Raw genomic sequence first — 25,349 nt, 5'->3', positions numbered from 1 at the left:
TTCACCTTTATAAATGATTTTAGAAGACTTCATTGCCATTACGCCAACGGGTTTATACTGTGCTTACGGCGATTTTTACCTAGATCCACAACAACCGGTAAATGAAGCGGTGATTTCACATGCACATGGTGATCATGCCATTGGTGGAAGCCAGCATGTTTACTGTACGGCTGCTACTGCAACTTTTATGAAACACCGTTACCGCAAATTTGCCGCGGTTGATTTTTTTACCAAAAGTTATCATGAATCCTTCAAAATAAAAGAAGTTACCGTTACTTTTTATTCTGCCGGACATATTTTGGGTTCTGCACAGGTTTTAATGGAATATAAGGGGGTAAAGTATCTTTATACAGGTGATTATAAGATTGAACCGGACAATACCTGCGAGCCTTTTGAATTTGTAGAAGCAGACGTTTTAATTACAGAGAGTACATTTGCTAATCCGGAAACCAAACATCCTTCACCAGTAGATGAAATTAAAAAGCTAAATGAAACCAGTGCGAATATTATGCTTGGTTCTTATGCATTGGGCAAAAGCCAGCGGATAATACAATTGCTCAACGAGCATTGCCCCACGAAAAATGTTATGGTTCATCACAGTATTATGCCATTTGTTAAAATCTATGAAGACTATGGCATAAAAGTAGGGAATTACAAAATGTACGATAGAAAGGTGATGAAAAATAATCAGGAACATCAGGTTTATATTGTGCCGCCGATGGTTTTTCACAGTTACCATAAGGCAATTAATGTAGTACGTGCCTTTGCCTCCGGATGGAAAAACCTGCAGCAACAAAACGGGATTTCACTTTATATTTCTGATCATGCCGATTGGGATGCAATTTTAGAAACCATAGAAAAAGTTAAGCCCAAACAGGTATGGACGCTGCACGGAGATGGTAAACAGCTTAAAGATTATTTTAAAAATAAACTGGAAGTCAAAATACTCAATGGTTAAAAAATGATTGAATGATAGAGTTAGAGACTGATTGAATGAGGCAATAAAGAAAACTGTTAAAAACATTGCCTCATTTGATATTCAATCATTATAATACACTCATTCAAGATGCTGTCATTCAATAATTATGCTAAAAGAAGGCGAAGATTTTTACTTTAACGAAGATGGACTGATGGTCTTTACCGAAACCTACCATTTAAAACGTGGTAATTGCTGTAAAAATAAGTGTAAACACTGTCCTTGGGGTTATGGAAAGAAGAAAGCAAAGAAGTGATCCAGTAGCAATTAACAGTTCTCAATTTAGTGTTTGTAATCGCAATAGTGTTTAGCTTTGAACCAAAAGTCAGATTTGGATATTACTTTTTATTAAAGCGAACGTGATCATAAATATCGCTTAAAGCCACTTCAAAACCCATCGAAATTAAGGTTAGGGTATCAGAAATCTCCTTGTGCTCGTTAAGTTTCCAGTTATTTTCATCATCAATATAATAAGCCTCTACCCAAACCGATTCTGAATCGATCATGATGTATTCTTTTAACGAAGGAATATCTTTATAAAGTGTAAATTTTTTGCCCCTATCATAGTTTTTTGTCGAAGGCGAAAGGATCTCAATGATTACTGTTGGTAAAATTGAGGTGTCTTCATCAATATCAATATGTTTTATATCGTTACAGTAAATAGAGATATCCGGATAGGTGAATAAGCTATTCTCCGGAATGTTCATCCGCTTATCACTTCCAAAAATGTGACATGACTTTCCTTTTAACTGACCTCCAATTGCTAAAAAAACATTAGAAAAAAGCCAGTTATGATTATCTCCAGCCCCCGACATCGTAAAAATCTCACCTTGGTAATATTCATGTTTAACTGTCGCTTCTTTTTCCATCTCCAGGTATTCTTCAATGGTATAATGCCTTTTTTGATAGGCTACAACAGGTTCATTTACAATCTCATCCATATACGAATTTACAGATGTTTTTTTGAAAAGGTCAAATGTATAAACGATTAAACGTTTAAAACGGCTATCGGGTTAATTGCTTGAAAATGAAATGGTTAATCGGCAAGTTGCTTAGTTGGGAACTGTCAACTGAAAACTGGCAATTACCAACTGCCAAATGCCAACTGAACTAGTGTCCGGCAAAGAAACCAATCAATGCTACACTAATGCCCAATAAAACGGCAATCATTTTGCGGGTATTGATTTTATGATCGGCACTCGATTCGAATAAGATGGTGGTAGAAATGTGTAAGAAAATACCAATTACAATGCCCATAATTTTATTGAAATAGGCATCAAGGCCGCCAATGGTGCCGTTACTTAAACCAACGCTTACATAAAAACCAAGGGGTGCCATAATCGCAAAAACAATCAGGTAAAATACAATGCTACCTTTCTTATAATGGTTTTGCATTAATATACTCGCTAATGCAAACGCTGCAGGGATGTGGTGTAGCGAAATACCAAAAATCAATTCATTATGTTGCTCTTTGGCCAGGGGCATCCCTTCTAAAAAAGCATGCAAACACAAACTGATCATAATACCAAATGGGAAAACATGCCCATCATGATGTTTGTGGATATGCCCATGTTCTACACCTTCTGAAAACTGCTCTAAGAAAATCTGTAATAAGAAACCGATCAGGATAAAAATGCCTATCTGCAATTTGTCGGGCCCGCTATAGGCATCTGGAATTAAATGTAAAACCGTAATAGCAAATAAATAGGCTCCACTGAAAGATAAAATCAGTTTAAGTAATTTAGATTTATCACTTTTAACCAAAAAGATAGCCGTTCCGCCTAAAAAGGCACAGAAAAAGAGTACGCAGAGTTTCCAGATTTCCATAGGTTAAAAATCAGGTTGTAATTTTTTAAATATTCTCGAACAGATAATGCCTATTGTCATCCCTAACAAGGCGCCGGTTGTTACATCTACAGGGTAATGAACGCCAACATATACCTGTGCAAAACTGATAATAAACGCCCAAAAGAGGCCGATGGGTAAAATAGGTTTCCATCTGCTGTAAAAAATGCAGATTAAAAAAACAGCTATAGCAAAATGATTGGTAGCGTGCGCCGATGGAAAACTTAAACCACTTCCACAGGGTACACGATGGATAATATCGTTCGCCAAACTTAAATCATTGCAAGGCCTCACACGCGATACCCAGGGTTTTACAACCCTTGAGGCAATTAAATCGCCCATAGCAAAGGTGAACACTATCATACCAATGATATAATAACCTTGCTTTTTATATTGCCTGATGCAAAAAACAACAATAAAAAGGTAAAGTGGCGACCAAAAGAAGCGGTTTCGTATTAGCGGCATCAGCCAATCAAAAAAGCCGTTTGAAAGTCCGCGGTGGATTTTCAAAAACAATTCTATGTCAAATTGCTGAATGCTTTCTATCATGCTTTTTTACAGATTAAAATTAAGCGGTCAGAAGTAGATTGGTCAAAGCCATCTAAACTATAGTTTCCAAAGGTTTTTTCGATACGCATTCCTGCTTTGGTAAGCATACGTTCGAAATCTCCGAAACTAAACGCCTGCACCCGTTCTTCGAAATTATATACCTTATGTTGGTCTTCAAAATTTATCTTTTTGATAATTTTTCCATCAACAACATTTTTGGTGATGTTAAAGGTGATGCCATCGAGCGATTTTACTTCACACGAATTTAAGTTGCGTATAATTTTTTCGGTGTTAAAATAATCCAGCACCAAAATCCCATCGGCGGTTAAACACTTGCGAAAAGTTTTAAGCGCATTTACGTGGTCTTTTTCTGTATCAAAATAACCAAAACTGGTAAAAAGGTTTAAAGCCACATCAAAATAATTGATGTAAAAAAGCCTTCGCATATCGTGAACAAGGAAGTGTAATTTACCGTTTTCGAATTGTTTTGCGTACTTTATGCTTTGTTCTGATAAATCTATTCCAGTAACATCAAAACCTTTTTTGTTCAGGTAAATGGAGTGACGGCCTTTTCCGCAGGCAATATCAAGCATTTTCGCTTCGGCTTTTGGATGAAGGTAATCCGTGAGTTTATCAATGAAGAATTCGGCTTCAGCATCATTTCGTTGTTGGTAAAGAATATGATAATATGGCGAATTGAACCAATATTGAAACCACTTGCGCTGCATATAAAAGCCGTTTGTATCTTAAAAAGTTGCAAATATAAGGTTTTACAATCGCTAGTAAAGTTAGAATATACTTTTATGCAATAAAGTTGCATAAATATGAGGTGCTGATTATTTATTGAATGTAATCAACTTGTAATTCATGGCTATGGATTTGTCTGTAAACCTTATTTAAGACCCTGAGAATATTCGCCATAAAAATTCAATTGAACATTTAAATCAAACACACGTTTGTTTTCTTCGCCTGGCCCAGTTCTATAATATTGATCGTACATGTAGATATAAAAACAATGTAAATTAACTTTCACAGGTAGGTTTAAATAACGGCTGTCTTGTTTTTTTTGTTATTTTTGACCTCAAATAAATTATAAAAAGTGACTTTAATAAAATCAATTTCAGGAATACGCGGAACCATAGGCGGAAGGGCTGGCGACGGCTTAACCCCATTTGATATTGTGAAATTTACAGCTGCCTTTGGTAGCTGGGTGGTGCAAAAAACAGGCAGTAAAAGGATAGTTTTAGGTCGTGATGCGCGTATTTCGGGGGAGATGGTGAATAACCTGGTTATCGGAACGTTACAAGGCCTGGGTATTGAGGTAATCGATTTAGGCTTATCTACTACGCCAACGGTAGAAGTTGCGGTGCCTGATGAAAAAGCAGGAGGTGGAATTATTTTAACCGCAAGTCATAACCCAAAGCAGTGGAATGCCTTAAAATTATTAAACGCCAGTGGAGAATTTATTAGCGATGCAGATGGCAAGGAAGTTTTAGATTTAGCCGAAAGTGCTGATTTTGACTTCGCAGAGGTAGATAAACTAGGTAAAGTAATAAAAAACGATACTTATCTTCAAAAACACATCGATAAAGTTTTAGCCTTACCATTGGTTGATGTTGAGGCAATTAAAAAAGCTGATTTTAAAATAGTAATCGATTGTGTAAATTCAACCGGCGGTATTTTTATTCCTGCTTTATTAAAAGCTTTGGGAGTGAATAAGGTAGTAGAATTATATTGTACACCAGACGGATATTTTCCACACAATCCTGAACCACTTCCTGAAAACTTAACTGAAATATCGAAAGAAGTTCAGAAACAGAACGCAAATTTAGGTATTGTAGTAGACCCTGATGTTGACCGTTTATGTTTTGTAAACGAAGATGGCAGCATGTTTGGCGAAGAATATACCTTAGTTGCTGTTGCCGATTATGTATTGAAAAATACGCCTGGAAACACGGTTTCTAATCTGTCATCAACCCGTGCTTTACGCGATGTAACCGAAAAAGCAGGTGCTGAATACAATGCATCGGCAGTAGGTGAGGTAAACGTAGTTAACAAAATGAAAGAAACGAATGCCATAATCGGTGGTGAAGGTAATGGTGGAATCATTTATCCTGAATCGCATTATGGTAGAGATGCTTTGGTGGGTATTGCCTTATTTTTAACACATTTGGCTAAGTTTGGTAAATCTATTTCTCTACTTCGGGCCAGTTATCCTCAATACCACATCTCTAAAAATAAGATTACCCTTACGCCAGAAATGGATATCGATAATTTATTGAAACAGGTAGAAGAGAAATATAAAAATCAGCCCTACAGCACAATTGATGGTTTGAAGATAGAATTTGATAAAACCTGGGTACATTTGCGCCGCTCTAATACAGAACCGATCATCAGGATTTATAGTGAGGCAGAAAATGAAACCATTGCCGAGAATTTGGCTAACAAAATTATTTCTGACATTAAAGAAATATTACACCTTTAAGCTTTAAAGCATTTTAGGATTAAGCATACCTGTTCAGGGGTTTAATAAAACGATTAAACCTTGGGCATTTAAATCAGAGTTTGCCATTAACAAGGCATCTTTGCAACACATAACTTTTAAATATTCATAGAAATGAAAAGGGTCTATTTAGATAATGCGGCAACAACGCCTTTAGATGCAGCAGTAATCGCAGAAATGACAAACGTGATGGAAAATTACTTTGGTAACCCATCTGCCATTCATGCACTTGGCCGTGAGGTGAGAACACTCGTGGAGAAAGCCCGTAAAACCGTTTCAGGTCTGTTAAATGCATCTCCATCTGAGATATTTTTTACTTCCGGAGGTACAGAGGCCGATAATACAGCTATCCGTTGCGGAATTTCAGCTTTTGGCATTAAACATGCCATCACTTCAAAAATAGAGCACCATGCGGTTGAGCATACCTTAAATACGATGCTTAAAAATGGCGAGATCGATAAATTAAGTTTCGTTAATATTGATGAAAAAGGGAATATCGATTATAACCATTTAGAAGAACTGCTCCAGAATAACGAGCGTACTTTTGTTTCATTGATGCATGCCAATAATGAATTGGGTACACTAACCGATATGGTTAAAGTGGGCGATATCTGCGAGAAATACAATGCTATTTACCATGCCGATACCGTTCAGACTATGGGCCATTATCCACACAATGTACGCGAGCTTAAAGCACATTTTATTGTGTGTGCTGCACATAAACTTCACGGACCTAAAGGCGTTGGTTTTTTATACGTAAACAGCAATATTAAAATCCCACCAATGATTTACGGTGGTTCACAGGAACGCAACATGCGTGGCGGTACCGAAAATGTATATGGTATTGTAGGTTTAGCTAAAGCCTTAGAAATTGCTTATTCAGAAATGGATCAGCATCAATCATACATTCAGGGCTTAAAAGATTATTTGAAAGCACAGTTAATTGCCGAAATCCCAGGTATTGGCTTTAATGGCGAAACCGATGCCGATAAAAGTTTATATACGGTATTAAATGTTTCTTTCCCTGAAATGGACATGGCCGATATGTTATTGTTCAATTTGGATATCAATGGTATCTGCGCTTCAGGCGGTAGTGCCTGTTCTTCAGGTTCAAACATTGGCTCGCATGTGCTAAATGGTATCAATGCCGATCCAAACCGTCCTTCAGTGCGTTTTTCTTTTAGTAAATACACCACTAAAGAGGATTTGGATTACGTAATCGAAAAAGTTAAAATGGTAGTGAAGCAGAATGCTTTAGCTTAAAATATCATTAACCAAATAGGAGCGTCCCGGTGAAAATCGGGACTTTTTTTGTGGGCAAAAAAACAGCTGATTTTTTTGGAAAGCAAACGTGGCATTTCATTTTAATGTTCGTCCTGCTTTTCGCTCATACGCCTGCAGGCCTTAAGCACTTGGCCGGTATCCGCTTCAATCAGGTTTAGCTCCATTAAGCTGGTGCTGCTATTTAAGGCTGGATGATGCAAAGACGAATTCATTTTAAAAACAAATTCTCTACGCTCTGTAACCCCAGATAGTATTGCTGGCTGTGCCAATAAACCTGATCGGAACGAACATGGAGCGTAGCGGAGTAAAGTAAAGAGCAGGACCGTATCTTCCCAGGTACTACTGCAACTGATTTCCAAAAAATGCCCTTTAGATTTTAGCGCAATAACATTTAACTCCCAAAAAAATAATTTGCAAAAATCAAAAATTAAGCTTAAATTTAATTAAACATAAGGCAATCCACGCCATTTTAATGTAGTTCCAGAACGAAACCTTATCAAACACCCATGGTATAAGGTTAAGCAAATTTAAAAAAGCTTTTATTAAGTATTAAAATTGTTAACCCTGAAAGCCCCGATAGGTTTTCAATAATCTATATCTTCATGGAAACTAACCGCAACACTCAAAATCTGGAAAACGCAAAACAGGAAGAAAAATTAAACGAAGAAAGGAAACACATTTACAAATTTATTTTCAATCCGTTTTCTTTCGAATCTTCAAACCATTTTAATAAAATTCATAAAAGGAGGTTTCATTCTTTCGGATCTATCCATGAGTTGGGGAAATTGCCTGGGGCAATGTTGTAAAATCTTAACAGGAGACGTCGTAATTGGTAGCGAAGTTCCATCCGCATCGTCATTTTCGAGCGGACCCGATAGCTAGCTATCGGGTGCAACGTAGCCGAGAACCCGAAGGCTCTGCGAAGCAAAATCTGCTTGACAGATCTCTCAATTTCACAGTTTCAGTTGAGATGGCCATCGTTATTATTAGAATCTATGAAACTCAACTGTTTAATTGGTGGCTCACTAACCATAAGATTTTTCTTTTACTAAAACCCATTCCAAAAACAACTATTAAAAACAATCTTATTTTTAGGTTGTTCCTATAGTATATCAATTTACAATTACTATGGAAACGAATAAAGAAAAAGGTAAAGTTGTTGAGAACGATTTACTGGATAAAACCGCAGAAGATATTAAAGAAGATAGAACTTTAGATGAAAATAAATCATCGAAAGTAACAACCAATCTGTTTAACAAAGATAAAGACCGTAAGAATAATTCCTTTGGTCCTGGGCATGAGCCAGGTACTACACCGGGTTCGGGTATATAATTTGTTATTTCAGCATCTAAATTATTAAATTTAAGCCACAGCATTTGCTGTGGTTTTTTAGCTTAATCTCAAAATGGAAAGAAGAAATTTTATCAAAAATTCGGCATTGGCCATGGCCCTGCTTTCAATTTATAAAACGGATGTTTTTGCGCAGCAAGAGTTGTTGCGTGCTTATGATTTTAAACCGCTTCGTAATGATGTGGGTATATTTACCGAGCAGGGCGGAACCATTGGCTGGTTAAATTCGGGCAATGGTTTTGTGGTGGTAGATGCACAGTTCCCAACTACGGCACCACATGTAATCGATGAGTTGAGAAAACTGGGTGAAAAGCCTTTCAAATATTTGATCAACACGCATCACCATGGCGATCATACGGCCGGAAATGTTTCTTTTAAAGGATTGGCCGAAAAAGTGGTTGCACACCAAAATTCGCTGGTAAACCAGAAAAGAGGTGCTGAGAAAGCAAATAATTTAGATAAACAGCTTTTGCCTGATACCACTTTCGGTACAAAATGGAGTGCGAAAGTGGGCAATGAAAATATTAAAGCTTATTATTACGGTTCAGGGCATACCAATGGCGATGCCGTTTATCATTTCGAAAATGCCAATATTGTACATGTAGGCGATCTGGTTTTCAATCGAAAATTTCCATATATTGATAGAGAAAATGGTGCACATATTGGCAACTGGATTACTGCTTTAGATAAGATCCAGAACCAGTTTGATAACGATACCTTATTTATCTGGGGACATAGCCTTGATCCGGAAAAAGTAACCGGAAATAAAACCGACGTTAAAGCTTATCAAAATTACCTCCAAAGCCTCTTGACTTTTGTGGGCGGCGAAATTAAAGCAGGTAAAAGCAAAGAAGATATTTTAAAAACGACTACAATCCCAAATGCACCTGAATGGAAGGGAGAAGGTATTGAAAGAAGTCTAACCGCTGCTTATGATGAATTGAAGGGAGTTTAATCTCATATTCCATAAGAAAAGTCGTCATCTTGACTGAAGCGCAGCGGAATGGAGAGATCTGTCTTGACAGATTTTGCTTCGCAGAGCCTTCGGGTTCTCGACTGCGTTGCACTTCGCTTGAAACGACGATATCCTTCTGTGCTCATCTGTGGCTAAAAATTTATCGTTTTTTTAATACAGCCCTCCAAATCTATTTTCAATTTATAAACGTTCTATATTTAAAATAATCCTTTCAACGTCATTGAATTACCATAGGCTTTAATCATTAACAACTATATTTGTTACCATTCAAAATCTACAGCCCATGGATGATTTTATAGCAGCCCGTTCCCAAATGGCCTTATCATTAGGCTTTCACATTATTTTTTCCTGTATCGGCATGGTGATGCCTTTCTTTATGGCCGTTTCGCACTACAAATGGCTTAAAACAAACGACGAGGTATATAAAAACCTCACCAAAGCCTGGAGTAAAGGGGTAGCTATCTTTTTTGCCACAGGAGCCGTATCGGGTACTATGTTATCGTTCGAATTGGGTTTACTTTGGCCAAAATTTATGGATCATGCCGGACCCATCTTCGGAATGCCTTTTTCATTGGAAGGAACAGCTTTTTTTATTGAAGCTATTGCCCTTGGTTTTTTTCTTTACGGTTGGAATAAATTGAATAAGTGGTTCCACTGGTTTACAGGAATGGTAGTAGGGGTGAGCGGACTGGCCTCAGGGATATTGGTGGTTGCTGCCAATGCCTGGATGAACAGTCCGGCGGGTTTTGATTTTGTAAACGGAAAATACCTCAACATCGATCCTATACAGGCCATGTTTAATAAAGCTTGGTTTAGTCAGGCTTTACACATGTGTTTGGCTGCATTTACCGCTACAGGTTTTGCTGTGGCTGGTGTACATGCTTTAATGATCCTACGAAACAGAAATGCATATTTTCATTTAAAAGCCTTTAAAATAGCGGCTGTATTTGCCTGCATTGCTGCTTTGTTACAGCCATTAAGTGGCGATATCTCTGCAAAAGACGTAGCCAAACGTCAACCTGCAAAGCTAGCTGCTATGGAAGCATTGTATAAAACCGAGAAACCTGCTCCGCTTTTGATCGGTGGTATCGTAAACGAGAAAGATAAAACGGTAAAAGGTGCGATCAAAATTCCAGGCGCTTTAAGTTTTTTAGCACATGGCGATTTTAAAGCCGAAGTTAAGGGCCTGGATCAGATCCCGGAAAATGAACATCCACCAGTCGCTATAACCCATTACGCTTTCCAGATTATGGTAGGCATCGGTACCTTACTGCTTTTGGTAGCCTTAACCTATTTCGTTATCCTTTTTAAAAAGAAACCTTTAACCGAAAATCGTTGGCTACTAAAGCTGTTCGTCTTCGCCATTCCGCTTGGTTATCTCGCTTTAGAGGCGGGGTGGGTCGTTACAGAGGTTGGCAGGCAGCCATGGATTATTTATGGCCTTATGCGTACTAAGGATGCGGTTACGCCCATGCCAGGTATTGCTTACTCATTTTACATCTTTTCGGCAATCTATGTGTCGCTAAGCATTATCGTAACGTTTTTACTTTACCGACAGATTAAAATGGTACCTGTGCTCTATAATAAATCTGAAACGAATTAATTAACCACAGATAAAAAGGATGAACACGGATAAAAATTTTGATGTATGTTGCTTAACTTCTTTGAAATCTGTATTCATCTGTATAAATCTGTGGCAAAAAAATAAATTATGAAAGATGTGGTAATTACATTTTTATGCATGGCCATTCTGCTCTACTTTTTATTGGGTGGGGCCGATTTTGGGGCTGGGATTATCGAGTTGTTTACTTCAACAAAAAACAGAAGTAAAACCCGTAAGACCATGTACCAGGCCATTGGTCCGGTTTGGGAAGCCAACCACATGTGGCTGATTATTGCTATTGTGATCCTCTTTGTGGGTTTCCCACATATTTATACCACCATGTCGGTTTACCTGCATATCCCTTTGGCCATTATGCTCATCGGGATTATTGCCCGTGGTACTGCCTTTGTATTCCGCCATTATGATGCTGTAAAAGATGATATGCAGTGGCTGTACAACCGCATTTTCAGGTATTCGAGCTTTGTTACCGCTTTATTCTTAGGCATCATTGCCGGAAGCTTAATTTCTGGCCATATCGATACACAGGCGACTGATTTTTATACGGCCTATATATCGGGCTGGTTAAATTGGTTTTCAATCGCTGTAGGTTTCTTTACAGTGGCGCTTTGTGGTTTTCTGGCAGCGATCTATCTTATTGGTGAAACGGATGAATATCATGATAAACGCCGCTTTATTAAAAAAGCCGAATTTATGAATATCGCTGCGGTAGTTTTTGGTGCCATGGTATTTATTGCCGCACAACGCGATAAAATTCCATTGATCGATTGGGTTTTCAAGAGTAATGTGGGCTTATCGGCCATTGTTCTGGCGAGTTTATCGCTTATTTTATTATGGTACTTGTTGATTAAAGGCAAAACCAAGATTTTACGCGTTTTAGCAGGCTTCCAGGTAACGATGATCCTTCTGGCGATTAGTTATGCCCATTTCCCTAATTTTATCCGTTTAAAAAGCGGAGACGCAATCTCGCTATTGGAAACCGCTGGACCAGAAAAAACCATTTACAGTTTGGGTTTAGCCCTTTTACTAGGAAGTGTTCTGATATTACCTTTTCTAGGGTATTTGTTTTATAAGTTTCAGAAGAAAGAGGAGTAGGCATTGATGTCAATCAAAAACGTCGTCATTTCGACTGGAACGCAGTGGAATGGAGAAATCTATCTCGATAGATTTAGCTTCGCTGAGCACTCAGTGGTTCTAGACTGCGTTGTACTCCGCTTGAAATGACGATCCGAGGTGACAAAAAGAGGCTGTCTCAAAAATAAAAACAAGACAGCCTTCTCGGAATTTAATTTGGCAGAATACCAAAAATGGTCAGACTCGAATGTAAAAAGGGCAATTTTCAATTTAGAAAATTGCCCTTTTTCGTCTTATTAAAGATTTGAGACAAATTTTATTTTGCACAACTTTTGAAAAAGAGACTTTTGAGACAGCCTCTTTACAAATCAATTCAAAATTCTTACCTACAACCCACCTTTTCTGTTCGATTTAGTTTGTACTGGCCAGATTGCTGGTTTGCCGGTACGCTCGTTTACAGGTAGATCGGTTGCTTTTTCATTTGAAGTTTTTTCTGGATCTTCACAAGCCATATAAACCATGATGGCGGCCAGAAGCACATTGCTTCTGATCTCATCGAAAACCAATTTGTCGTAACTATCACGGTTGGTGTGCCATGTATATGTTCCATAATCCCAACTCGTAGAACTTAACGAATAACCCAATGCTCCGGCAGCTACAAATGACGCGAAATCTGACCCACCTGCACCCGGTGTTCCCGGGAAACTGGTTTTGATCTGGTTTTTAATCGTATCCGGTACTGCTGCCAGCCAACGGGTAATGTAATCCTTTGATTTAGCAAATCCTTGTCCGCCAATGTTAACCACACGACCTGTTCCGTTATCCTGGTTAAACAAAGCCTGAAGGTTATTCACAATCTCCGGATGATCTTCTACAAAAGCCCTTGAACCATTTAAACCCTGTTCTTCACTCCCCCAATGGCCAACCAAAATAGTGCGTTTTGGATTAGGATAAATTTTCTTTAGAATGCGCATGGCTTCCATCATCAAAATTGTTCCTGAGCCATTATCCGTAGCGCCGCTTGCGCCATCCCACGAATCGAAGTGTGCCGAAAGCATCACATATTCATTTGGCTTTTGTGTGCCTTTAATTTCAGCGATGGTATTAAAAGTAGGTACAGCGCCTAATTTCTTCGAATTTGCCTCGATTTTAAGCTTAGGCTTGTTGCCATTTAAGGCCAAACGGTAAACTAAACCGTAATCTTCAACTGATAAATCCAAAGTTGGTACTTTTGTGGTATTTGCACCAAAAATTTTATCTACACCAAAACCCTGCGACCAGTTATTGATTACCACAGCTACTGCACCTGCATTTTCTAAAGCTACGGGAAGTGTTTTAGTAGTTAGGCCTGTTTTAGTTAGACTTGCTGCCCATGCTTTGGTAGCATCAGCTTTTTCTTTTTTAAACTTTTCAAAAAGGTCTTTTGTGGCAAATTCTTCCCAGTTTTTTTCTGGTCGGCCAGAAAGTTGGTTCATGGAAATTAAAACAATTTTACCTTTTACATTGGGTAACCATTTCTGAAAAGATACCGAATCAGTAATTTCTGGAAGGATAATCGCTTCTGCATTAATGGCTTTACCATTGGTCGATGGGCTCCAGGCCAATTGTGTACCTTCTAAAGTGCGTACCCGTGGACTTACCAGATCGATATGGGTAATGCCTCTTTCCCAGCCTGCCCATTCGCCCCATTTTTCATTTTTGGCAGAGATGCCCCAATCACTGTATTTTTTAACTGCCCAATCATTGGCCTGTTTCATTTGTGGCGAACCAACCAAACGCGGACCAACAACATCAAGCAATTCGTGCGCGAGTTTCTCTAATTGAGAGTTTTCATTTACTTCTTTAACAATATTTTCGATTATTTTTTTGTCTTGTGCAAAAACACTCGCCGAAGCGCAAAGGAATAGTGCAGAAAATAGTAGTTTTTTATTCATAATTAGTTAGGGTTGATTATTTGATGCACTAATTTATGAAATGAGGAGTAGGATTGTGGTATGTTAATGGAAATGTTGCAGGAGTTGGTATCAGCAGCCCACTGTGGAGTCAGTTATTACCAACTGACAATAGCTGATCTTAATGGTTAACAAAGCCAAAAGGTCAGGTGGTAACATTTGACCTCACTATGTTAACTTCTCCGTGCCTTCAGTGATTCCGTGGCAAACAAACCTTAAAAAATACTCTTCTGGATCTTATCATGAAAAGGCAAATACTCAGCTAGTGCTGCAGAGCCATACCATTTGTATAATCTGATTCTAATAATTTGCTGATTTTTTAGTTTGGTTAAACGAAAACTAAGAAAAATTTGTGGCGTTTTTTATTCCCATCTATTGGAGGGGTGCCCGCAGGGCAGGGTGGTTTAACGCTTTGGGTGGGAGTACTCCTCAAAAGAACCACTGGCCCATGTAAACTAAACCTGATTGCCGCGGAAAAACCGGAGTGTAACGAGGACTTGAAGCAAAAAGCAGGACTGAATTAACCGAAGTTCTTCAAGCCCTGATTTTCTTATTATAGTTTATTTGTTTACTAGGCAACTTGTACTAATGAACAAATGACCAATGAACTATTGAACCAGACTAGTTATTCATCATTTTGATAAAAGCGCCCAATTTAGCTTTCATGGCTCTTCTATCTACAATAAAATCAAGGAAACCATGTTCCAGAACGAATTCTGAAGTTTGGAAACCTTTTGGTAAATCTTTTTTAATGGTTTCTTTAATTACCCTCGGACCGGCAAAACCGATCAAAGCGCCTGGTTCGGCAATGTTGATATCGCCGAGCATGGCATAAGAGGCCGTTACGCCGCCTGTAGTTGGATCGGTTAATAGAGAGATGTATGGAACTTTAGCCTGACCTAATAAAGCCAGTTTAGCTGAAGTTTTAGCCATTTGCATTAATGAGAATGCAGCTTCCATCATCCGTGCACCACCTGATTTAGAAATCATCAAAAATGGAACTTTATGTTTGATGCTATAATCGATTGAACGTGCAATTTTCTCACCCACAACCGAACCCATTGAGCCGCCGATGAAAGCGAAATCCATACAGGCAATAACAAGATCCTGACCTTCAATTTTACCAACACCTGCCCGGATAGCATCTTTTAAGCCGGTTTTAGCCTGACTTTCTTTAATTCTATCGGTATAAGGTTTGTTGTCGTTGAAGTTTAAAGGGTCGCCTGATGTTAAGTTAGGGAACAGCTCTTTAAATTCGTTATTATCAAATAAGACCTCAAAATATTCTTTTGAGCCTACTCTCAGGTGGTAATTACAGTAATGACAAACGTATTTGTTTTCCTGAAGTTCTGCCTGATGTAGCGGTTTCTTACAATTTGGACATTTATTCCACAAACCATCTGGTGCTTCTTTTTTCTCTTCTGTTGTGGTAATGATACCTTTATTCTCTCTTTTAAACCAAGCCATATAATTTTTTGAAGAATTGGATTGCAAAGAAACGAAAAATAAAATTAAGATAAAGAATTACCAATGATCAAATCACAATTATCAAACCTACTTGGCGTTTAGTAAGGTTTGATAATTGATCATTGTGATTTGATTATTTCTAGAAGTGTGTCTTTTTTACACTAAGGATAATGTGTTTTTTACACTAAATAGGCTTTATTTTGCTATTAGGCAAATAATTCTGTTGTTACAAAAGCTTGGAATGTTATTTTTTTTTATAACTTCGGACTTAATAAAATTAACAAGAAATGAGTTTAAAAGGCTACAAAGGCGTAATTTACGGAGATGCCGTTCAAGAATTGTTTGAGCAGGCTAAAAAACATCAGTTTGCTTTACCAGCAGTAAACGTAACCGGTACCAATACGGTTAATGCGGTATTGGAAACTGCTAAGGCAGTAAATTCGCCTGTTATGATTCAATTGTCTAACGGAGGTGCGCAGTTTTATGCTGGTAAATCATTAGATAATGAGAAATTGCAAGCATGTATTTTAGGCGCTGTATCGGCTGCTAAACATGTACATTTATTGGCAGAGCATTATGGTGTTGCCGTGGTTTTACATACCGACCACGCCGCTAAAAAATTATTGCCTTGGATTGATGGACTTTTAGACCACGGTGAAAAATTCTTTGCTGAGACCGGAAAACCTTTGTTTTCATCACACATGTTGGATTTATCGGAAGAATCGATCGAAGAAAACATGGAAATTTCTGCTAAATACTTAGCGCGCATGGCGAAAATGAACATGACCATCGAAATTGAGCTTGGTGTTACCGGCGGTGAAGAAGATGGTGTTGACAATAGTGATGTTGACAGTTCTAAATTATATACCCAGCCTAGCGAAGTGGCTTATGCTTATGAAGAATTGAGCAAAGTTTCTCCTCGTTTTACTGTTGCTGCTGCTTTTGGTAACGTACACGGTGTTTATAAACCAGGTAACGTAAAATTGCAACCGGTAATTTTGAAGAACTCTCAGGATTTCATCAAAGAAAAATTCAGTTTAACTGCAGAGAAACCGATCAATTTCGTATTTCACGGTGGTTCTGGTTCTACTCAGGAAGAAATCAGAGAGGCAATTTCTTATGGTGCAATTAAAATGAATATCGATACTGACATGCAATGGGCATTTTGGGAAGGTATTTTAGAATATTACAAAAAGAATGAAGCTTATCTTCAAGGCCAGATTGGTAACCCTGATGGCGATGATAAACCAAATAAAAAATATTACGACCCACGCGTTTGGTTACGTAAAGGTGAAGAAACTTTCGTAAAGCGTTTAACTGCCGCTTTCGAAGATCTGAACTGTATCAACGTTAACGATAAGTTGTAAGTTCGGTTGGTTTAGAAGATTGGATTTTCATTCAATCATTCAAAAATCAATCATTCAATAATTAAGCAAAAGCGCCATGGGTTTAAAAACTTATGGCGCTTTTGTTTGTTTTATGGTATATTTAATCAAACAAATTGTAATGGCAAAATCTAAAAACGATACCAAAAGAAATAATTTTTTCGAGAAATTTGCCAATGCGGCAACCAAGTTTACCGGTAGTTCTGTTGCATTTATTGCGGCAACCGCTATTGTAATTATTTGGGCAGTAACCGGCCCTCTGTTTAATTATTCTGAAACCTGGCAGTTGGTGATTAATACAGGCACAACAATTATTACGTTTTTAATGGTTTTCCTGATTCAGAAAGCGCAGAATAAAGATGGTAAGGCCATTCAGTTAAAACTGAATGAACTGATTGCAGCACAACAGGGGGCAAGTAACCGGATGGTAGATATTGAAGACCTGAGTGAAAAGGAACTGGATCAGTTACATAAATTTTACGTTACGATTGCTACACTTGCCAAAAAAGAGGCCGATATTCATTGCTCACATTCGATAGATGTAGCGAAAGAGCTAAATGAATTGAAATTAAAATCGAATAAACACTTTAAACACCACGATAATGAGTCTGCACGTTCAAAAAGTTAATCATCCAGAAGATTTAGATAAAGTATTTGCTATCCGTAAAATTGTATTTGTAGACGAACAGAATTGTCCGCCAGAGCTGGAGTGGGAGCATGAAGATGAATCAACACATTTTCTGGCTACCAGCAACGGACAACCTTGCGGTGCCTGCAGATGGCGTAAAACAGATGCTGGTTATAAGCTGGAACGTTTTGCGGTTTTAAAGGATTTTAGAGGACAAGGAGTTGGCCGGGCACTAATTGCTGAAGCTTTATCTGACCTGCCTGAAGATGCACACTATATATACTTAAACTCACAATTAGATGCCATGAGCTTGTATGCTAAATTTGGTTTTGTAGCTGAAGGTGAGCAATTTGAGGAAGCTGGCATACAGCATTTTAAAATGGTGAAGAAGGTCTGATCCAATTAGCACTGAGGCACGGCATAGAAATATCGTCATTTCGACTGAAGCGCAGCGAAATGGAGAAATCTTTTGATATAGATTTCTCGACTGCGTTTCACTCCGCTCGAAATGACGACCCCGGGAGTTAAAAGGAACCTACCCAAATATCTTCCCCGATAACATTATTGCCTTATTCCATTTATCCATATCCAGATTTAATTTTTCTCCTTTATTATGAAGAAAACTGATCACATCTTCCGTGGCAATGTTGCCTGTGAGATCATCAGCAGCCATTGGACAGCCTCCAAAACCTTTTAGTGCCGAATCTATACGTTTAACACCGGAACGATATGCAGCTTCTATCTTTTCAAACCGTTCAGCAGGAGTGGAGTGCAAATGAATCCCAATTTCTGTATGGTTAAACCTCGTGATCAGTTTAGGCAATATGCTTTCAATTTTTTCAGGTGTAGAAACACCAACGGTATCTGCTAAAGATAAAATTTGGACACCTTTGCTCACCAAAACATCTGCCCACTTTTCTACAATTTCATAATCCCATACATCGCCATAAGGGTTTCCAAAGCCCATAGACAAATAAACAACCGCTTTTTTGTTGTTTTTAGCACAAAGTGAAAGCATTTCTTCGACCGTATTTAGTGATTGTGAGATACTCGAATTGGTATTACGCTGCTGGAAGGTCTCAGAGATCGAAAAAGGAAAACCAAGGTAATTAACCGTTTTGTGTTTAACAGCGTCTTCTACACCCCTTAAATTGGCTACAATGGCCAAGAGTTGGGTTGCGGTGTTACTTAGATCAAGCTGTGCTAAAACTTCGGCGGTATCGGCCATTTGTGGAATGGCTTTAGGTGAAACAAAACTGCCAAAATCAAGGGTATCAAAACCCACCTGAAGCAAAAGATTTAAATATTCGGCTTTAAGCGCAGTAGGAACAAAATCGTGTAATCCCTGCATGGCATCGCGCGGGCATTCTACTAATTTGAATTTATTTTGGCTCATGGTTTTGGTTTAACCGCAAAATGCGCAAAGTTTTTCGCAAAGAAAAGAAGAAAAAGGAAACAATTTTTTATCGTCAAAGTTACCTTAAAGACTAAAGACTAAAGACTAAAGACTAAAGACTAAAGACTAAAGACTAAAGACTAAAGACTAAGACACCTTAACTTCTTCTTTTACGGCTGGTACCTCGTTTCTATAATCCACACTTCGATCTTTAGCAAAAGTTCTGATAATTAAGCGGGTTCCCCGATCGTAGCTGAAGTAACTCCAAACCCAGTTTACGAAAACAATTATTTTATTTCTGAAACCTACTAAGGTCATTAAGTGCACAAACATCCAGGTAAACCATGCAAAAACTCCCTGGAAACGGATTTTGCCAATATCTACAACGGCTTTGTTTCTACCTACTGTAGCCATTGAGCCCTTATCGAAATATTTAAATTTCTCTACAGGTTTATTTTCCTTGATATTGATCAGGTTTTTGGCCAGATGATGCCCCTGTTGGATGGCTGCTGGTGCTACTCCCGGGTGACCATTAGGTGTTTCTTCGTCAATAATAGCAGCTACATCGCCAATGGCATAAATATTCTGATAGCCTACTATTAAATTTTGGGTATCTGTTTTTAATCTGCCGCCTCTCACCACTTCAGCTTTATCTAAACCACTTAAAACCTCACCCTTAACACCAGCACTCCAGATTACGGTTGAACTTAAAATTGGTGCTTTGTCCTGCAATGTGAGGGTATGTCCGTCGTAACCTAGTACCCTGGTTTCATTCATAATCTGAACGCCCATATCGGTAAGGAAATCTTTAGCTTTTTTCTGTGCCTGTGGCGACATTACGCCCAATAATTCTGGTGAATTTTCGATTAGGTAGATGTTCACCCTACTCAAATCCATTTCCGGATAATCGTTAGGAATTACATGCCTTTTAAGCTCTGCAATGGCACCTGAGGTTTCAACGCCTGTCGGACCACCGCCAACTACAACAAAGTTTAATAAAGCACTTTTTTTATCTGCATCTTTTTCGATCAGCGATTTTTCGAAATTCTGTAAGATCAGACTTCTCAAATCCAGCGCCTCTGGGATGGATTTCATCGGCATCGAATTGGCTTCAATTTCTTTATTGCCAAAAAAATTACTGGTAGAACCTGTGGCGATAACCAGATAATCGTAATTGATTCTACCTATGTCAGTTTGTAAACAGTTTTCGGCAGCATTTACTTCCGTAACTTTGGTCACCCGGAAAATGAGGTTCTTTTGTCCTTTAAAAATCTTGCGTAGAGGAAAAGCGATAGAGTCTGCTTCAAGACCTCCTGTAGCTACCTGATAAAGTAAAGGTTGAAAAGTATGGTAGTTATGCTTATCGAGCATCACTACCTGAAAAGGCTTATTTTTTAAACGTTTAGCTAACTCTATCCCACCAAATCCGCCGCCAACAATCACTACCCTGGGGTATTCGCTTTTAGGAAGTTGTAAATCCATTCTGTATCGGTTTATCTATTGCTAATTTAACAAAAAGATAGCCAAAAGGTTTAAAAGATGAGGTTTTGACAGTTATTCTAGCTTAAAAAAGCAGATATAACGCTGGTATGACGAAGCGGGATTTTAATGGTTTCTTAGCACTGTTTTAAGTTAACTAAACCTGATGGTAGTGAACATCCCGATCCTTCATCGGGATAAAACGCACAGCAGGACTGTCGAAACCGAAGAACCACAGGATTTGCTTTTCAAAATAAATGAAAAACTTTATGTTTTTTGTCTTTTAAACCTCGCAGGTTTTTAAAACCTGCGAGGTTTGGCATAAAAAAAGCGCCCCGATAAAATCGAAGCGCTTATATATTTTAAGGTTTTTGGATCTTATTTTTTCTCGGCTGAACTACCCAAATCAATTACGATAGGAGTAGAAATACATAATGATGAGTATGTACCAATGATACGGCCAATCAGCAATGCGAAGATAAACCCGCGGATGCTATCGCCTCCGAAAATAAAGATTACCAATAACACGAAGAATACGGTTAATGAGGTTAAAATGGTACGACTTAATGTGCTGTTCAATGCGAAGTTAATTAAGTTGTTACGCGCTTCACCATGTAAATCTTCTTTACCTGATTCTTTTAATTTCTCACGGATACGGTCAAATACAACAACTGTCTCTGTCATGGTGTAACCCATTACCGTTAAAATTGCTGCGATAAAATCCTGACCAATTTCTAATGAGAATGGCATAATACCATCTAAAATAGTATAGAAAGATAATACCATTAAAACGTCGTGGAATAAGGCGATTACCGCACCTAAACCATACTGCCATTTTTTGAATCGTACAACGATGTAGATAAACATGAATAAACACGAGATCAATACTGCATAGAAAGCACCGTTTACGATATCGCTTGCAATAATCGGCGTTACCTTTTGTGAGCTTACGATTTCATATTTGGATCCAGCTAAACCTTTATTTAACGCATCTTCTACAACTTTATCGGTTTTAATGTCCTGATCTTCGATGTGGAAAGTAGTGGTAATTTTTACCTGACTATCTTCACCTGCAGTTTTAACCTCTGGCGTTTCGTTACCGAAAACCGGGTTTAACTTAGCTTTTAAATCTTCAGTGTTAACTGCTTTATCGAAGTGAACCAAATAAGTTCTACCCCCTTTAAAATCTACACCTAAGTTTAAACCGCCATTTTTGAAGTACATACCAATACCGGCAACAATAATGATGGTAGAGATAATGTAATAGATTTTACGACGGCCAACAAAGTTGAAGGCTAAGTTTTTAAATGCATTACGGGTTAAGCTATTATCGAAACTTACCTCGATTTTGCGGTTTAACAACGATTCGAAAACTACTCTCGAAATGGCTACAGCAGCAAATAATGATGAAAGGATACCGATACACAAGGTAGTGGCAAAACCTTGAACCGGTCCGCTACCGAAAACGTAAAGGATAGCTCCTAAAATGAATAAGGTTACGTTTGAGTCAATAATCGACGGCATTGCATGTTTAAAACCTTCTTTAATTGCAGTAGCCGTGTTTTTGCCATGCGCAAGCTCCTCACGTACACGCTCAAAGATAAGGATGTTTGCATCTACCGATAAACCAATGGTTAATACGATACCAGCAATACCAGGTAAGGTTAACACTGCGCCAAGTGATACCAGGATACCAATGATGAAGAATAAGTTGATTAACAATGCAAAGTTTGCAACCCAACCTGCACGGTGATAATACAGCGCCATGAAGATTAAGATTACGATAAAGGCAATTACGAATGAGATTAAACCATCGTGAATAGCTTGTGCACCTAAAGTTGGACCAACTACGTAGCTACCTGCTATACGCGCAGGAGCAGGCAATTTACCAGCTTTTAAGATGTTTGATAAATCTTTAGTATCTGCCTGGGTAAAGTTACCCGTGATTGAAGAAACACCACCAGCAATTTCATTCTGAACAGTAGGAGCAGAATAAACCTGGTTATCTAATACAATGGCAATAGATTTTTTGTTGTTTGGATCAGCAGCAGCTTCAGCAGTAATTTTTTTCCATTTCGCAGAACCTTCACTGGTCATGTACATGGTTACCTCTGGTTTACCTTTTTGGTCAAAATCTGCACGCGAATCGCTGATTGCCTCACCACCTAAATCTGGTTTACCATCGGCACTAACAACTTTGATTGCATATAATTCGAAAATTTTCGAACCTTCTCTAGGTTTAACACTCCACATAAATTTCATCGTAGATGGAATAGATGCAGCAACTTCAGGAAGTTTTAAATAAGCATTAACTTTTGCAGTATCTTTTTGTAACGACATACCAACAACTGCACCAGGCATTAATTGTTGTTGTCCGTTTTCGCCTTGATAAATCGGTAGGTTAAGAACAGCATACAATGGATTAGATTTAATCAGTTCGGCTTTAACTGCACTCGAATCTTTTTTACCTAAGCCAGCAAGTTTGCCACCTTTAGCTGTAGTGTCTTTAGCTGCAGCTTTTTCCAAACCAGCTAATTTACCACCAGCAGCCGGAGCAGCCGTTGTATCTTTAGCAGCTGGAGCATCAGCTTTTAATGTTGCCGCTAAAATTTTATTAATGTTTTCGAGTAGGGGTGCAACTTCTTGTACCTGGTATACCTGCCAGAACTGTAATTCGGCAGAACCCTGTAAAAGTTTAGCAATACGCTCTTTATCTTGTACGCCTGGCATTTCGATTAAGATACGGTTACTGCCTTCTTGTTTTTGCATGTTCGGACTAACTACTCCAAAACCATCAATACGAGAACGTAAAACTGTAAATGAACGATCGATAGCACTGGTTGCTTCTTTTTCTAAGAAAGATTCAACATCGCTATTACTTGCGCTAGGTTTTAACTGAGATGCATTATCCTGGTTAGAAAAATAATCTGCTAGTTTTACTCCAGGGCTTAATTTTTCGAATTCATCAACAAAAATTTTGATGTAATCTTTACCACCGGCATTTAATTGGATTTGTGCGTTTTGGATTGCTTTATTGAAGTTCGCATCAGTAGGGTTACCCGCTAATGATTTTACCAACTCCGCCAACGATATCTCCATCGTTACGTTCATTCCGCCTTTTAAGTCCAGACCCAAATTAATCTCTTTCGCTTTTACCTCTTGGTAAGTAAATCCAACTACTGGATAAACTTTTACGGTACTCATCGAATCTAAGTAAGCCTTTTCTTTGGCTAAATCACCCTTCGCAGCGTTTTTTGCGTCTTTTTCCACCTTGGATGCTACCAACGTAAAAGAAAGTGCATACGCACAAACGATAGCCAATACTATCGCTATAAACTTAATAAAACCTTTTCCTTGCATTGTTTGTTTAAAATAATTTGTCTTTCGCTGTTTTTTAACAAGTCGGCAAATCTAATTAAATTTTTAAATTATAGAACCCCTTAATTGATAATTTATTAACATTAATTTTTATGGGGCAATAATCATAGAAGAATCAATCCATTGATTCATTTCATACTCCTGAATTTAGGTTGACATTGATTGGAAAGCAATTATAGCAGCTTCTGGGCTTTGTCCATCCCACTAATGTTTTACTCTTTTTCTTCTATCATGCTAAGATACGAAGCATCTTTTCATACGTGGGTTCTTAGCGTAAAGATAAATGATAGATCTTTTATTGAAAAGCAATACCTGTGTTTCTTTGGTTCTGATAGTCCCGCTGTCCGTTTTATTTCGCTGCGCTCCATGTTCACTGCCATCGGGTTTAGCTGGCAGGGGTAGAGGTATCTATTCGCGTAGGATAACTTGTAAATAAGATGCTTTGCGTTCTTTGCGAAGTTCTCAGTGTTCTTTGCGGTTAAATTGAGTTAAATCCTTTCTAAAACCTCAAAAGTATAATCGTACTTGTTTTTTTCGTCTGCCCTGTGGGGTTCACTGCTAATCACTTTCCATTCTTTCCGGTCTATTTCCGGGAAAAAAGTATCTGCGTCAAAGTTATGATGAATGGTAGTTAAATAAAGCTTCTGTGTTTTAGGCAATGCCTGTCTGTAGATCTCCGCTCCGCCAACAACAAATACTGGTTTTTCTTCTGTTTTGGTGATTGCTAAAGCTTCATCTAAGCTATTTACCACTTCAACGCCTTCAATTTTTAGCGTGGTGTCTCTGGTAATTACAATGTTCCTGCGGTTCGGAAGTGGCCTGCCTACAGAATCGAACGTTTTGCGGCCCATTACAACTGTATGCCCCGAAGTAGTTTGTTTAAAAAACTTTAAATCGGCTGGCATGTGCCATAAAAGCTGGTTGTTTTTGCCTATTGCGAAGTTCTCGCCTACAGCTACAGCTATTGAAAGCGAAGGGCTTTCTGGTTCATTAGTCATTAGTTCATTTGTTTATTAGTGTCTGCAAAGTGCATTAGGCATAATTTCTAAGTATTATCCCAGCATGCGCTGACAAGTTAAGACTTGTTTAAATTTTCCCAATATATTTTATGTAAGCATTCAGCTTTAAATGGATGGTTTGCAATTCGGTATAAAGTTCTGAATAGGAATCTTCGGATATTAAATTTCTATTTTTTGATTTCCTAAGAAATGATTTTACTTCTGAAATTGAGCCTCGGCTATAATAGCAAAAAATTTTGTTTTCTTTGAAATGATACCTCCCATATCCTTCAGCAATATTTGCACTAATGGAATCTGCTGCTCTGCATAATTGCTTCCCAATAGTATCTTTAGCGAAATATTCCCATCCCATGACAATATTCCAGATTTTATCTGAAATTATCTCTGACAAATTATAGACTTCTAAATCCTCTAATTTATAATTCATTCTTTTTTAATTTAAGTGAATTTATATTTCGGGATGATTT

22 protein-coding genes are annotated in these 25,349 nt (G+C 38.1%); 11 read left to right on the top strand and 11 right to left on the bottom strand.

Features of this window, described 5'->3' with window-relative positions:
- Positions 1 to 13: 13 nt before the first annotated feature.
- Both FFJ24_RS13700 and FFJ24_RS26130 read left to right on the top strand, forming a co-directional pair.
- The gene (locus FFJ24_RS13700) at positions 14 to 958 is read left to right on the top strand and encodes an exonuclease (RefSeq protein ID WP_138822020.1); all 945 of its coding nucleotides are present in this window, start codon (positions 14 to 16) and stop codon (positions 956 to 958) included.
- Between the two features lie 127 nt (positions 959 to 1,085).
- The gene (locus tag FFJ24_RS26130; protein WP_168202477.1) at positions 1,086 to 1,232 is read left to right on the top strand and encodes a DUF5522 domain-containing protein; all 147 of its coding nucleotides are present in this window, start codon (positions 1,086 to 1,088) and stop codon (positions 1,230 to 1,232) included.
- Between the two features lie 82 nt (positions 1,233 to 1,314).
- On the opposite strand, the gene FFJ24_RS13695 is transcribed toward FFJ24_RS26130, so the two are convergent.
- The 4 genes from FFJ24_RS13695 to FFJ24_RS13680 form a co-directional block, all read right to left on the bottom strand.
- On the bottom strand, positions 1,315 to 1,917 hold the full coding sequence (locus tag FFJ24_RS13695; protein WP_138822019.1) for a Uma2 family endonuclease: 603 nt from the start codon (positions 1,915 to 1,917) through the stop codon (positions 1,315 to 1,317).
- A gap of 169 nt (positions 1,918 to 2,086) precedes the next feature.
- Positions 2,087 to 2,803 (bottom strand): ZIP family metal transporter, encoded by a 717-nt coding sequence (locus FFJ24_RS13690; RefSeq protein WP_138822018.1) that lies wholly within the window; start codon positions 2,801 to 2,803, stop codon positions 2,087 to 2,089.
- 3 nt (positions 2,804 to 2,806) lie between these two features.
- The gene (locus FFJ24_RS13685; RefSeq protein ID WP_138822017.1) at positions 2,807 to 3,370 is read right to left on the bottom strand and encodes a phosphatase PAP2 family protein; all 564 of its coding nucleotides are present in this window, start codon (positions 3,368 to 3,370) and stop codon (positions 2,807 to 2,809) included.
- Positions 3,367 to 4,098, bottom strand: a complete 732-nt coding sequence (locus tag FFJ24_RS13680; protein WP_138822016.1) for a bifunctional 2-polyprenyl-6-hydroxyphenol methylase/3-demethylubiquinol 3-O-methyltransferase UbiG — start codon at positions 4,096 to 4,098, stop codon at positions 3,367 to 3,369. Before FFJ24_RS13680 ends, FFJ24_RS13685 begins: the two co-directional genes overlap by 4 nt.
- Positions 4,099 to 4,469: 371 nt before the next feature.
- On the opposite strand from FFJ24_RS13680, the gene glmM reads away from it, so the two are divergent.
- The 6 genes from glmM (at position 4,470) to FFJ24_RS13650 (ending at position 12,199) form a co-directional block, all read left to right on the top strand.
- Entirely contained in the window at positions 4,470 to 5,855 is a 1,386-nt protein-coding gene (gene glmM, locus FFJ24_RS13675; RefSeq protein ID WP_138822015.1) for a phosphoglucosamine mutase, read from the top strand.
- 132 nt (positions 5,856 to 5,987) lie between these two features.
- Positions 5,988 to 7,136 (top strand): cysteine desulfurase family protein, encoded by a 1,149-nt coding sequence (locus FFJ24_RS13670; protein ID WP_138822014.1) that lies wholly within the window; start codon positions 5,988 to 5,990, stop codon positions 7,134 to 7,136.
- A gap of 1,149 nt (positions 7,137 to 8,285) precedes the next feature.
- Positions 8,286 to 8,489 carry a hypothetical protein gene (locus FFJ24_RS13665; protein ID WP_025143865.1) on the top strand — a complete coding sequence of 68 codons (204 nt, stop codon included), beginning with the start codon at positions 8,286 to 8,288 and terminating at the stop codon, positions 8,487 to 8,489.
- Positions 8,490 to 8,562: 73 nt separating this feature from the next.
- The gene (locus FFJ24_RS13660; protein ID WP_138822013.1) at positions 8,563 to 9,462 is read left to right on the top strand and encodes an MBL fold metallo-hydrolase; all 900 of its coding nucleotides are present in this window, start codon (positions 8,563 to 8,565) and stop codon (positions 9,460 to 9,462) included.
- A gap of 304 nt (positions 9,463 to 9,766) precedes the next feature.
- Positions 9,767 to 11,086, top strand: a complete 1,320-nt coding sequence (locus FFJ24_RS13655; RefSeq protein WP_138822012.1) for a cytochrome ubiquinol oxidase subunit I — start codon at positions 9,767 to 9,769, stop codon at positions 11,084 to 11,086.
- Positions 11,087 to 11,194: 108 nt separating this feature from the next.
- Entirely contained in the window at positions 11,195 to 12,199 is a 1,005-nt protein-coding gene (locus FFJ24_RS13650; protein ID WP_138822011.1) for a cytochrome d ubiquinol oxidase subunit II, read from the top strand.
- 365 nt (positions 12,200 to 12,564) lie between these two features.
- On the opposite strand, the gene FFJ24_RS13645 is transcribed toward FFJ24_RS13650, so the two are convergent.
- On the bottom strand, positions 12,565 to 14,112 hold the full coding sequence (locus FFJ24_RS13645) for a M20/M25/M40 family metallo-hydrolase (protein ID WP_138822010.1): 1,548 nt from the start codon (positions 14,110 to 14,112) through the stop codon (positions 12,565 to 12,567).
- A gap of 639 nt (positions 14,113 to 14,751) precedes the next feature.
- On the bottom strand, positions 14,752 to 15,597 hold the full coding sequence (gene accD, locus FFJ24_RS13640; protein WP_121286775.1) for an acetyl-CoA carboxylase, carboxyltransferase subunit beta: 846 nt from the start codon (positions 15,595 to 15,597) through the stop codon (positions 14,752 to 14,754).
- A gap of 287 nt (positions 15,598 to 15,884) precedes the next feature.
- On the opposite strand from accD, the gene fbaA reads away from it, so the two are divergent.
- From fbaA to FFJ24_RS13625, 3 genes are all read left to right on the top strand, one after another.
- On the top strand, positions 15,885 to 16,964 hold the full coding sequence (fbaA, locus tag FFJ24_RS13635; protein WP_057933454.1) for a class II fructose-bisphosphate aldolase: 1,080 nt from the start codon (positions 15,885 to 15,887) through the stop codon (positions 16,962 to 16,964).
- Between the two features lie 139 nt (positions 16,965 to 17,103).
- Positions 17,104 to 17,610, top strand: coding sequence for a low affinity iron permease family protein (locus tag FFJ24_RS13630; protein WP_138822009.1), 507 nt, complete (start codon positions 17,104 to 17,106; stop codon positions 17,608 to 17,610).
- Positions 17,585 to 18,007 carry a GNAT family N-acetyltransferase gene (locus tag FFJ24_RS13625; protein WP_138822008.1) on the top strand — a complete coding sequence of 141 codons (423 nt, stop codon included), beginning with the start codon at positions 17,585 to 17,587 and terminating at the stop codon, positions 18,005 to 18,007. Before FFJ24_RS13630 ends, FFJ24_RS13625 begins: the two co-directional genes overlap by 26 nt.
- Positions 18,008 to 18,145: 138 nt before the next feature.
- On the opposite strand, the gene FFJ24_RS13620 is transcribed toward FFJ24_RS13625, so the two are convergent.
- From FFJ24_RS13620 to FFJ24_RS13600, 5 genes are all read right to left on the bottom strand, one after another.
- Positions 18,146 to 19,006, bottom strand: a complete 861-nt coding sequence (locus FFJ24_RS13620) for a hydroxymethylglutaryl-CoA lyase (protein WP_138822007.1) — start codon at positions 19,004 to 19,006, stop codon at positions 18,146 to 18,148.
- A gap of 147 nt (positions 19,007 to 19,153) precedes the next feature.
- Positions 19,154 to 20,488: an NAD(P)/FAD-dependent oxidoreductase gene (locus FFJ24_RS13615; protein ID WP_138822006.1), complete on the bottom strand. Its 1,335-nt coding sequence runs from the start codon at positions 20,486 to 20,488 to the stop codon at positions 19,154 to 19,156.
- Between the two features lie 375 nt (positions 20,489 to 20,863).
- Positions 20,864 to 23,845, bottom strand: a complete 2,982-nt coding sequence (gene secDF / locus FFJ24_RS13610; protein ID WP_138822005.1) for a protein translocase subunit SecDF — start codon at positions 23,843 to 23,845, stop codon at positions 20,864 to 20,866.
- A gap of 506 nt (positions 23,846 to 24,351) precedes the next feature.
- Positions 24,352 to 24,861 carry a dihydrofolate reductase gene (locus FFJ24_RS13605; RefSeq protein ID WP_138822004.1) on the bottom strand — a complete coding sequence of 170 codons (510 nt, stop codon included), beginning with the start codon at positions 24,859 to 24,861 and terminating at the stop codon, positions 24,352 to 24,354.
- An 88-nt stretch (positions 24,862 to 24,949) separates the two neighbouring features.
- On the bottom strand, positions 24,950 to 25,309 hold the full coding sequence (locus FFJ24_RS13600) for a four helix bundle protein (RefSeq protein WP_138822003.1): 360 nt from the start codon (positions 25,307 to 25,309) through the stop codon (positions 24,950 to 24,952).
- Between the last annotated feature and the right edge of the window lie 40 nt (positions 25,310 to 25,349).

The sequence above is a fragment of the Pedobacter sp. KBS0701 genome (assembly GCF_005938645.2).
Classification (GTDB): Bacteria; Bacteroidota; Bacteroidia; order Sphingobacteriales; family Sphingobacteriaceae; genus Pedobacter.
The sequence above is the reverse complement of the archived record's forward strand: the minus strand, read 5'-3'. Positions and strand labels throughout refer to the sequence as shown.

Excerpts from the sequence above, each read along its gene's own strand:
- FFJ24_RS13700 (WP_138822020.1), top strand. The coding sequence starts at position 14 with ATGATTTTAGAAGACTTCATTGCCATTACGCCAACGGGTTTATACTGT.
- FFJ24_RS26130 (WP_168202477.1), top strand. The coding sequence starts at position 1,086 with ATGCTAAAAGAAGGCGAAGATTTTTACTTTAACGAAGATGGACTGATG.
- FFJ24_RS13695 (WP_138822019.1), bottom strand. The coding sequence starts at position 1,917 with ATGGATGAGATTGTAAATGAACCTGTTGTAGCCTATCAAAAAAGGCAT.
- FFJ24_RS13690 (WP_138822018.1), bottom strand. The coding sequence starts at position 2,803 with ATGGAAATCTGGAAACTCTGCGTACTCTTTTTCTGTGCCTTTTTAGGC.
- FFJ24_RS13685 (WP_138822017.1), bottom strand. The coding sequence starts at position 3,370 with ATGATAGAAAGCATTCAGCAATTTGACATAGAATTGTTTTTGAAAATC.
- FFJ24_RS13680 (WP_138822016.1), bottom strand. The coding sequence starts at position 4,098 with ATGCAGCGCAAGTGGTTTCAATATTGGTTCAATTCGCCATATTATCAT.
- FFJ24_RS13670 (WP_138822014.1), top strand. The coding sequence starts at position 5,988 with ATGAAAAGGGTCTATTTAGATAATGCGGCAACAACGCCTTTAGATGCA.
- FFJ24_RS13665 (WP_025143865.1), top strand. The coding sequence starts at position 8,286 with ATGGAAACGAATAAAGAAAAAGGTAAAGTTGTTGAGAACGATTTACTG.
- FFJ24_RS13660 (WP_138822013.1), top strand. The coding sequence starts at position 8,563 with ATGGAAAGAAGAAATTTTATCAAAAATTCGGCATTGGCCATGGCCCTG.
- FFJ24_RS13655 (WP_138822012.1), top strand. The coding sequence starts at position 9,767 with ATGGATGATTTTATAGCAGCCCGTTCCCAAATGGCCTTATCATTAGGC.
- FFJ24_RS13650 (WP_138822011.1), top strand. The coding sequence starts at position 11,195 with ATGAAAGATGTGGTAATTACATTTTTATGCATGGCCATTCTGCTCTAC.
- FFJ24_RS13645 (WP_138822010.1), bottom strand. The coding sequence starts at position 14,112 with ATGAATAAAAAACTACTATTTTCTGCACTATTCCTTTGCGCTTCGGCG.
- accD (WP_121286775.1), bottom strand. The coding sequence starts at position 15,597 with ATGGCTTGGTTTAAAAGAGAGAATAAAGGTATCATTACCACAACAGAA.
- fbaA (WP_057933454.1), top strand. The coding sequence starts at position 15,885 with ATGAGTTTAAAAGGCTACAAAGGCGTAATTTACGGAGATGCCGTTCAA.
- FFJ24_RS13630 (WP_138822009.1), top strand. The coding sequence starts at position 17,104 with ATGGCAAAATCTAAAAACGATACCAAAAGAAATAATTTTTTCGAGAAA.
- FFJ24_RS13625 (WP_138822008.1), top strand. The coding sequence starts at position 17,585 with ATGAGTCTGCACGTTCAAAAAGTTAATCATCCAGAAGATTTAGATAAA.
- FFJ24_RS13620 (WP_138822007.1), bottom strand. The coding sequence starts at position 19,006 with ATGAGCCAAAATAAATTCAAATTAGTAGAATGCCCGCGCGATGCCATG.
- FFJ24_RS13615 (WP_138822006.1), bottom strand. The coding sequence starts at position 20,488 with ATGGATTTACAACTTCCTAAAAGCGAATACCCCAGGGTAGTGATTGTT.
- secDF (WP_138822005.1), bottom strand. The coding sequence starts at position 23,845 with ATGCAAGGAAAAGGTTTTATTAAGTTTATAGCGATAGTATTGGCTATC.
- FFJ24_RS13605 (WP_138822004.1), bottom strand. The coding sequence starts at position 24,861 with ATGACTAATGAACCAGAAAGCCCTTCGCTTTCAATAGCTGTAGCTGTA.
- FFJ24_RS13600 (WP_138822003.1), bottom strand. The coding sequence starts at position 25,309 with ATGAATTATAAATTAGAGGATTTAGAAGTCTATAATTTGTCAGAGATA.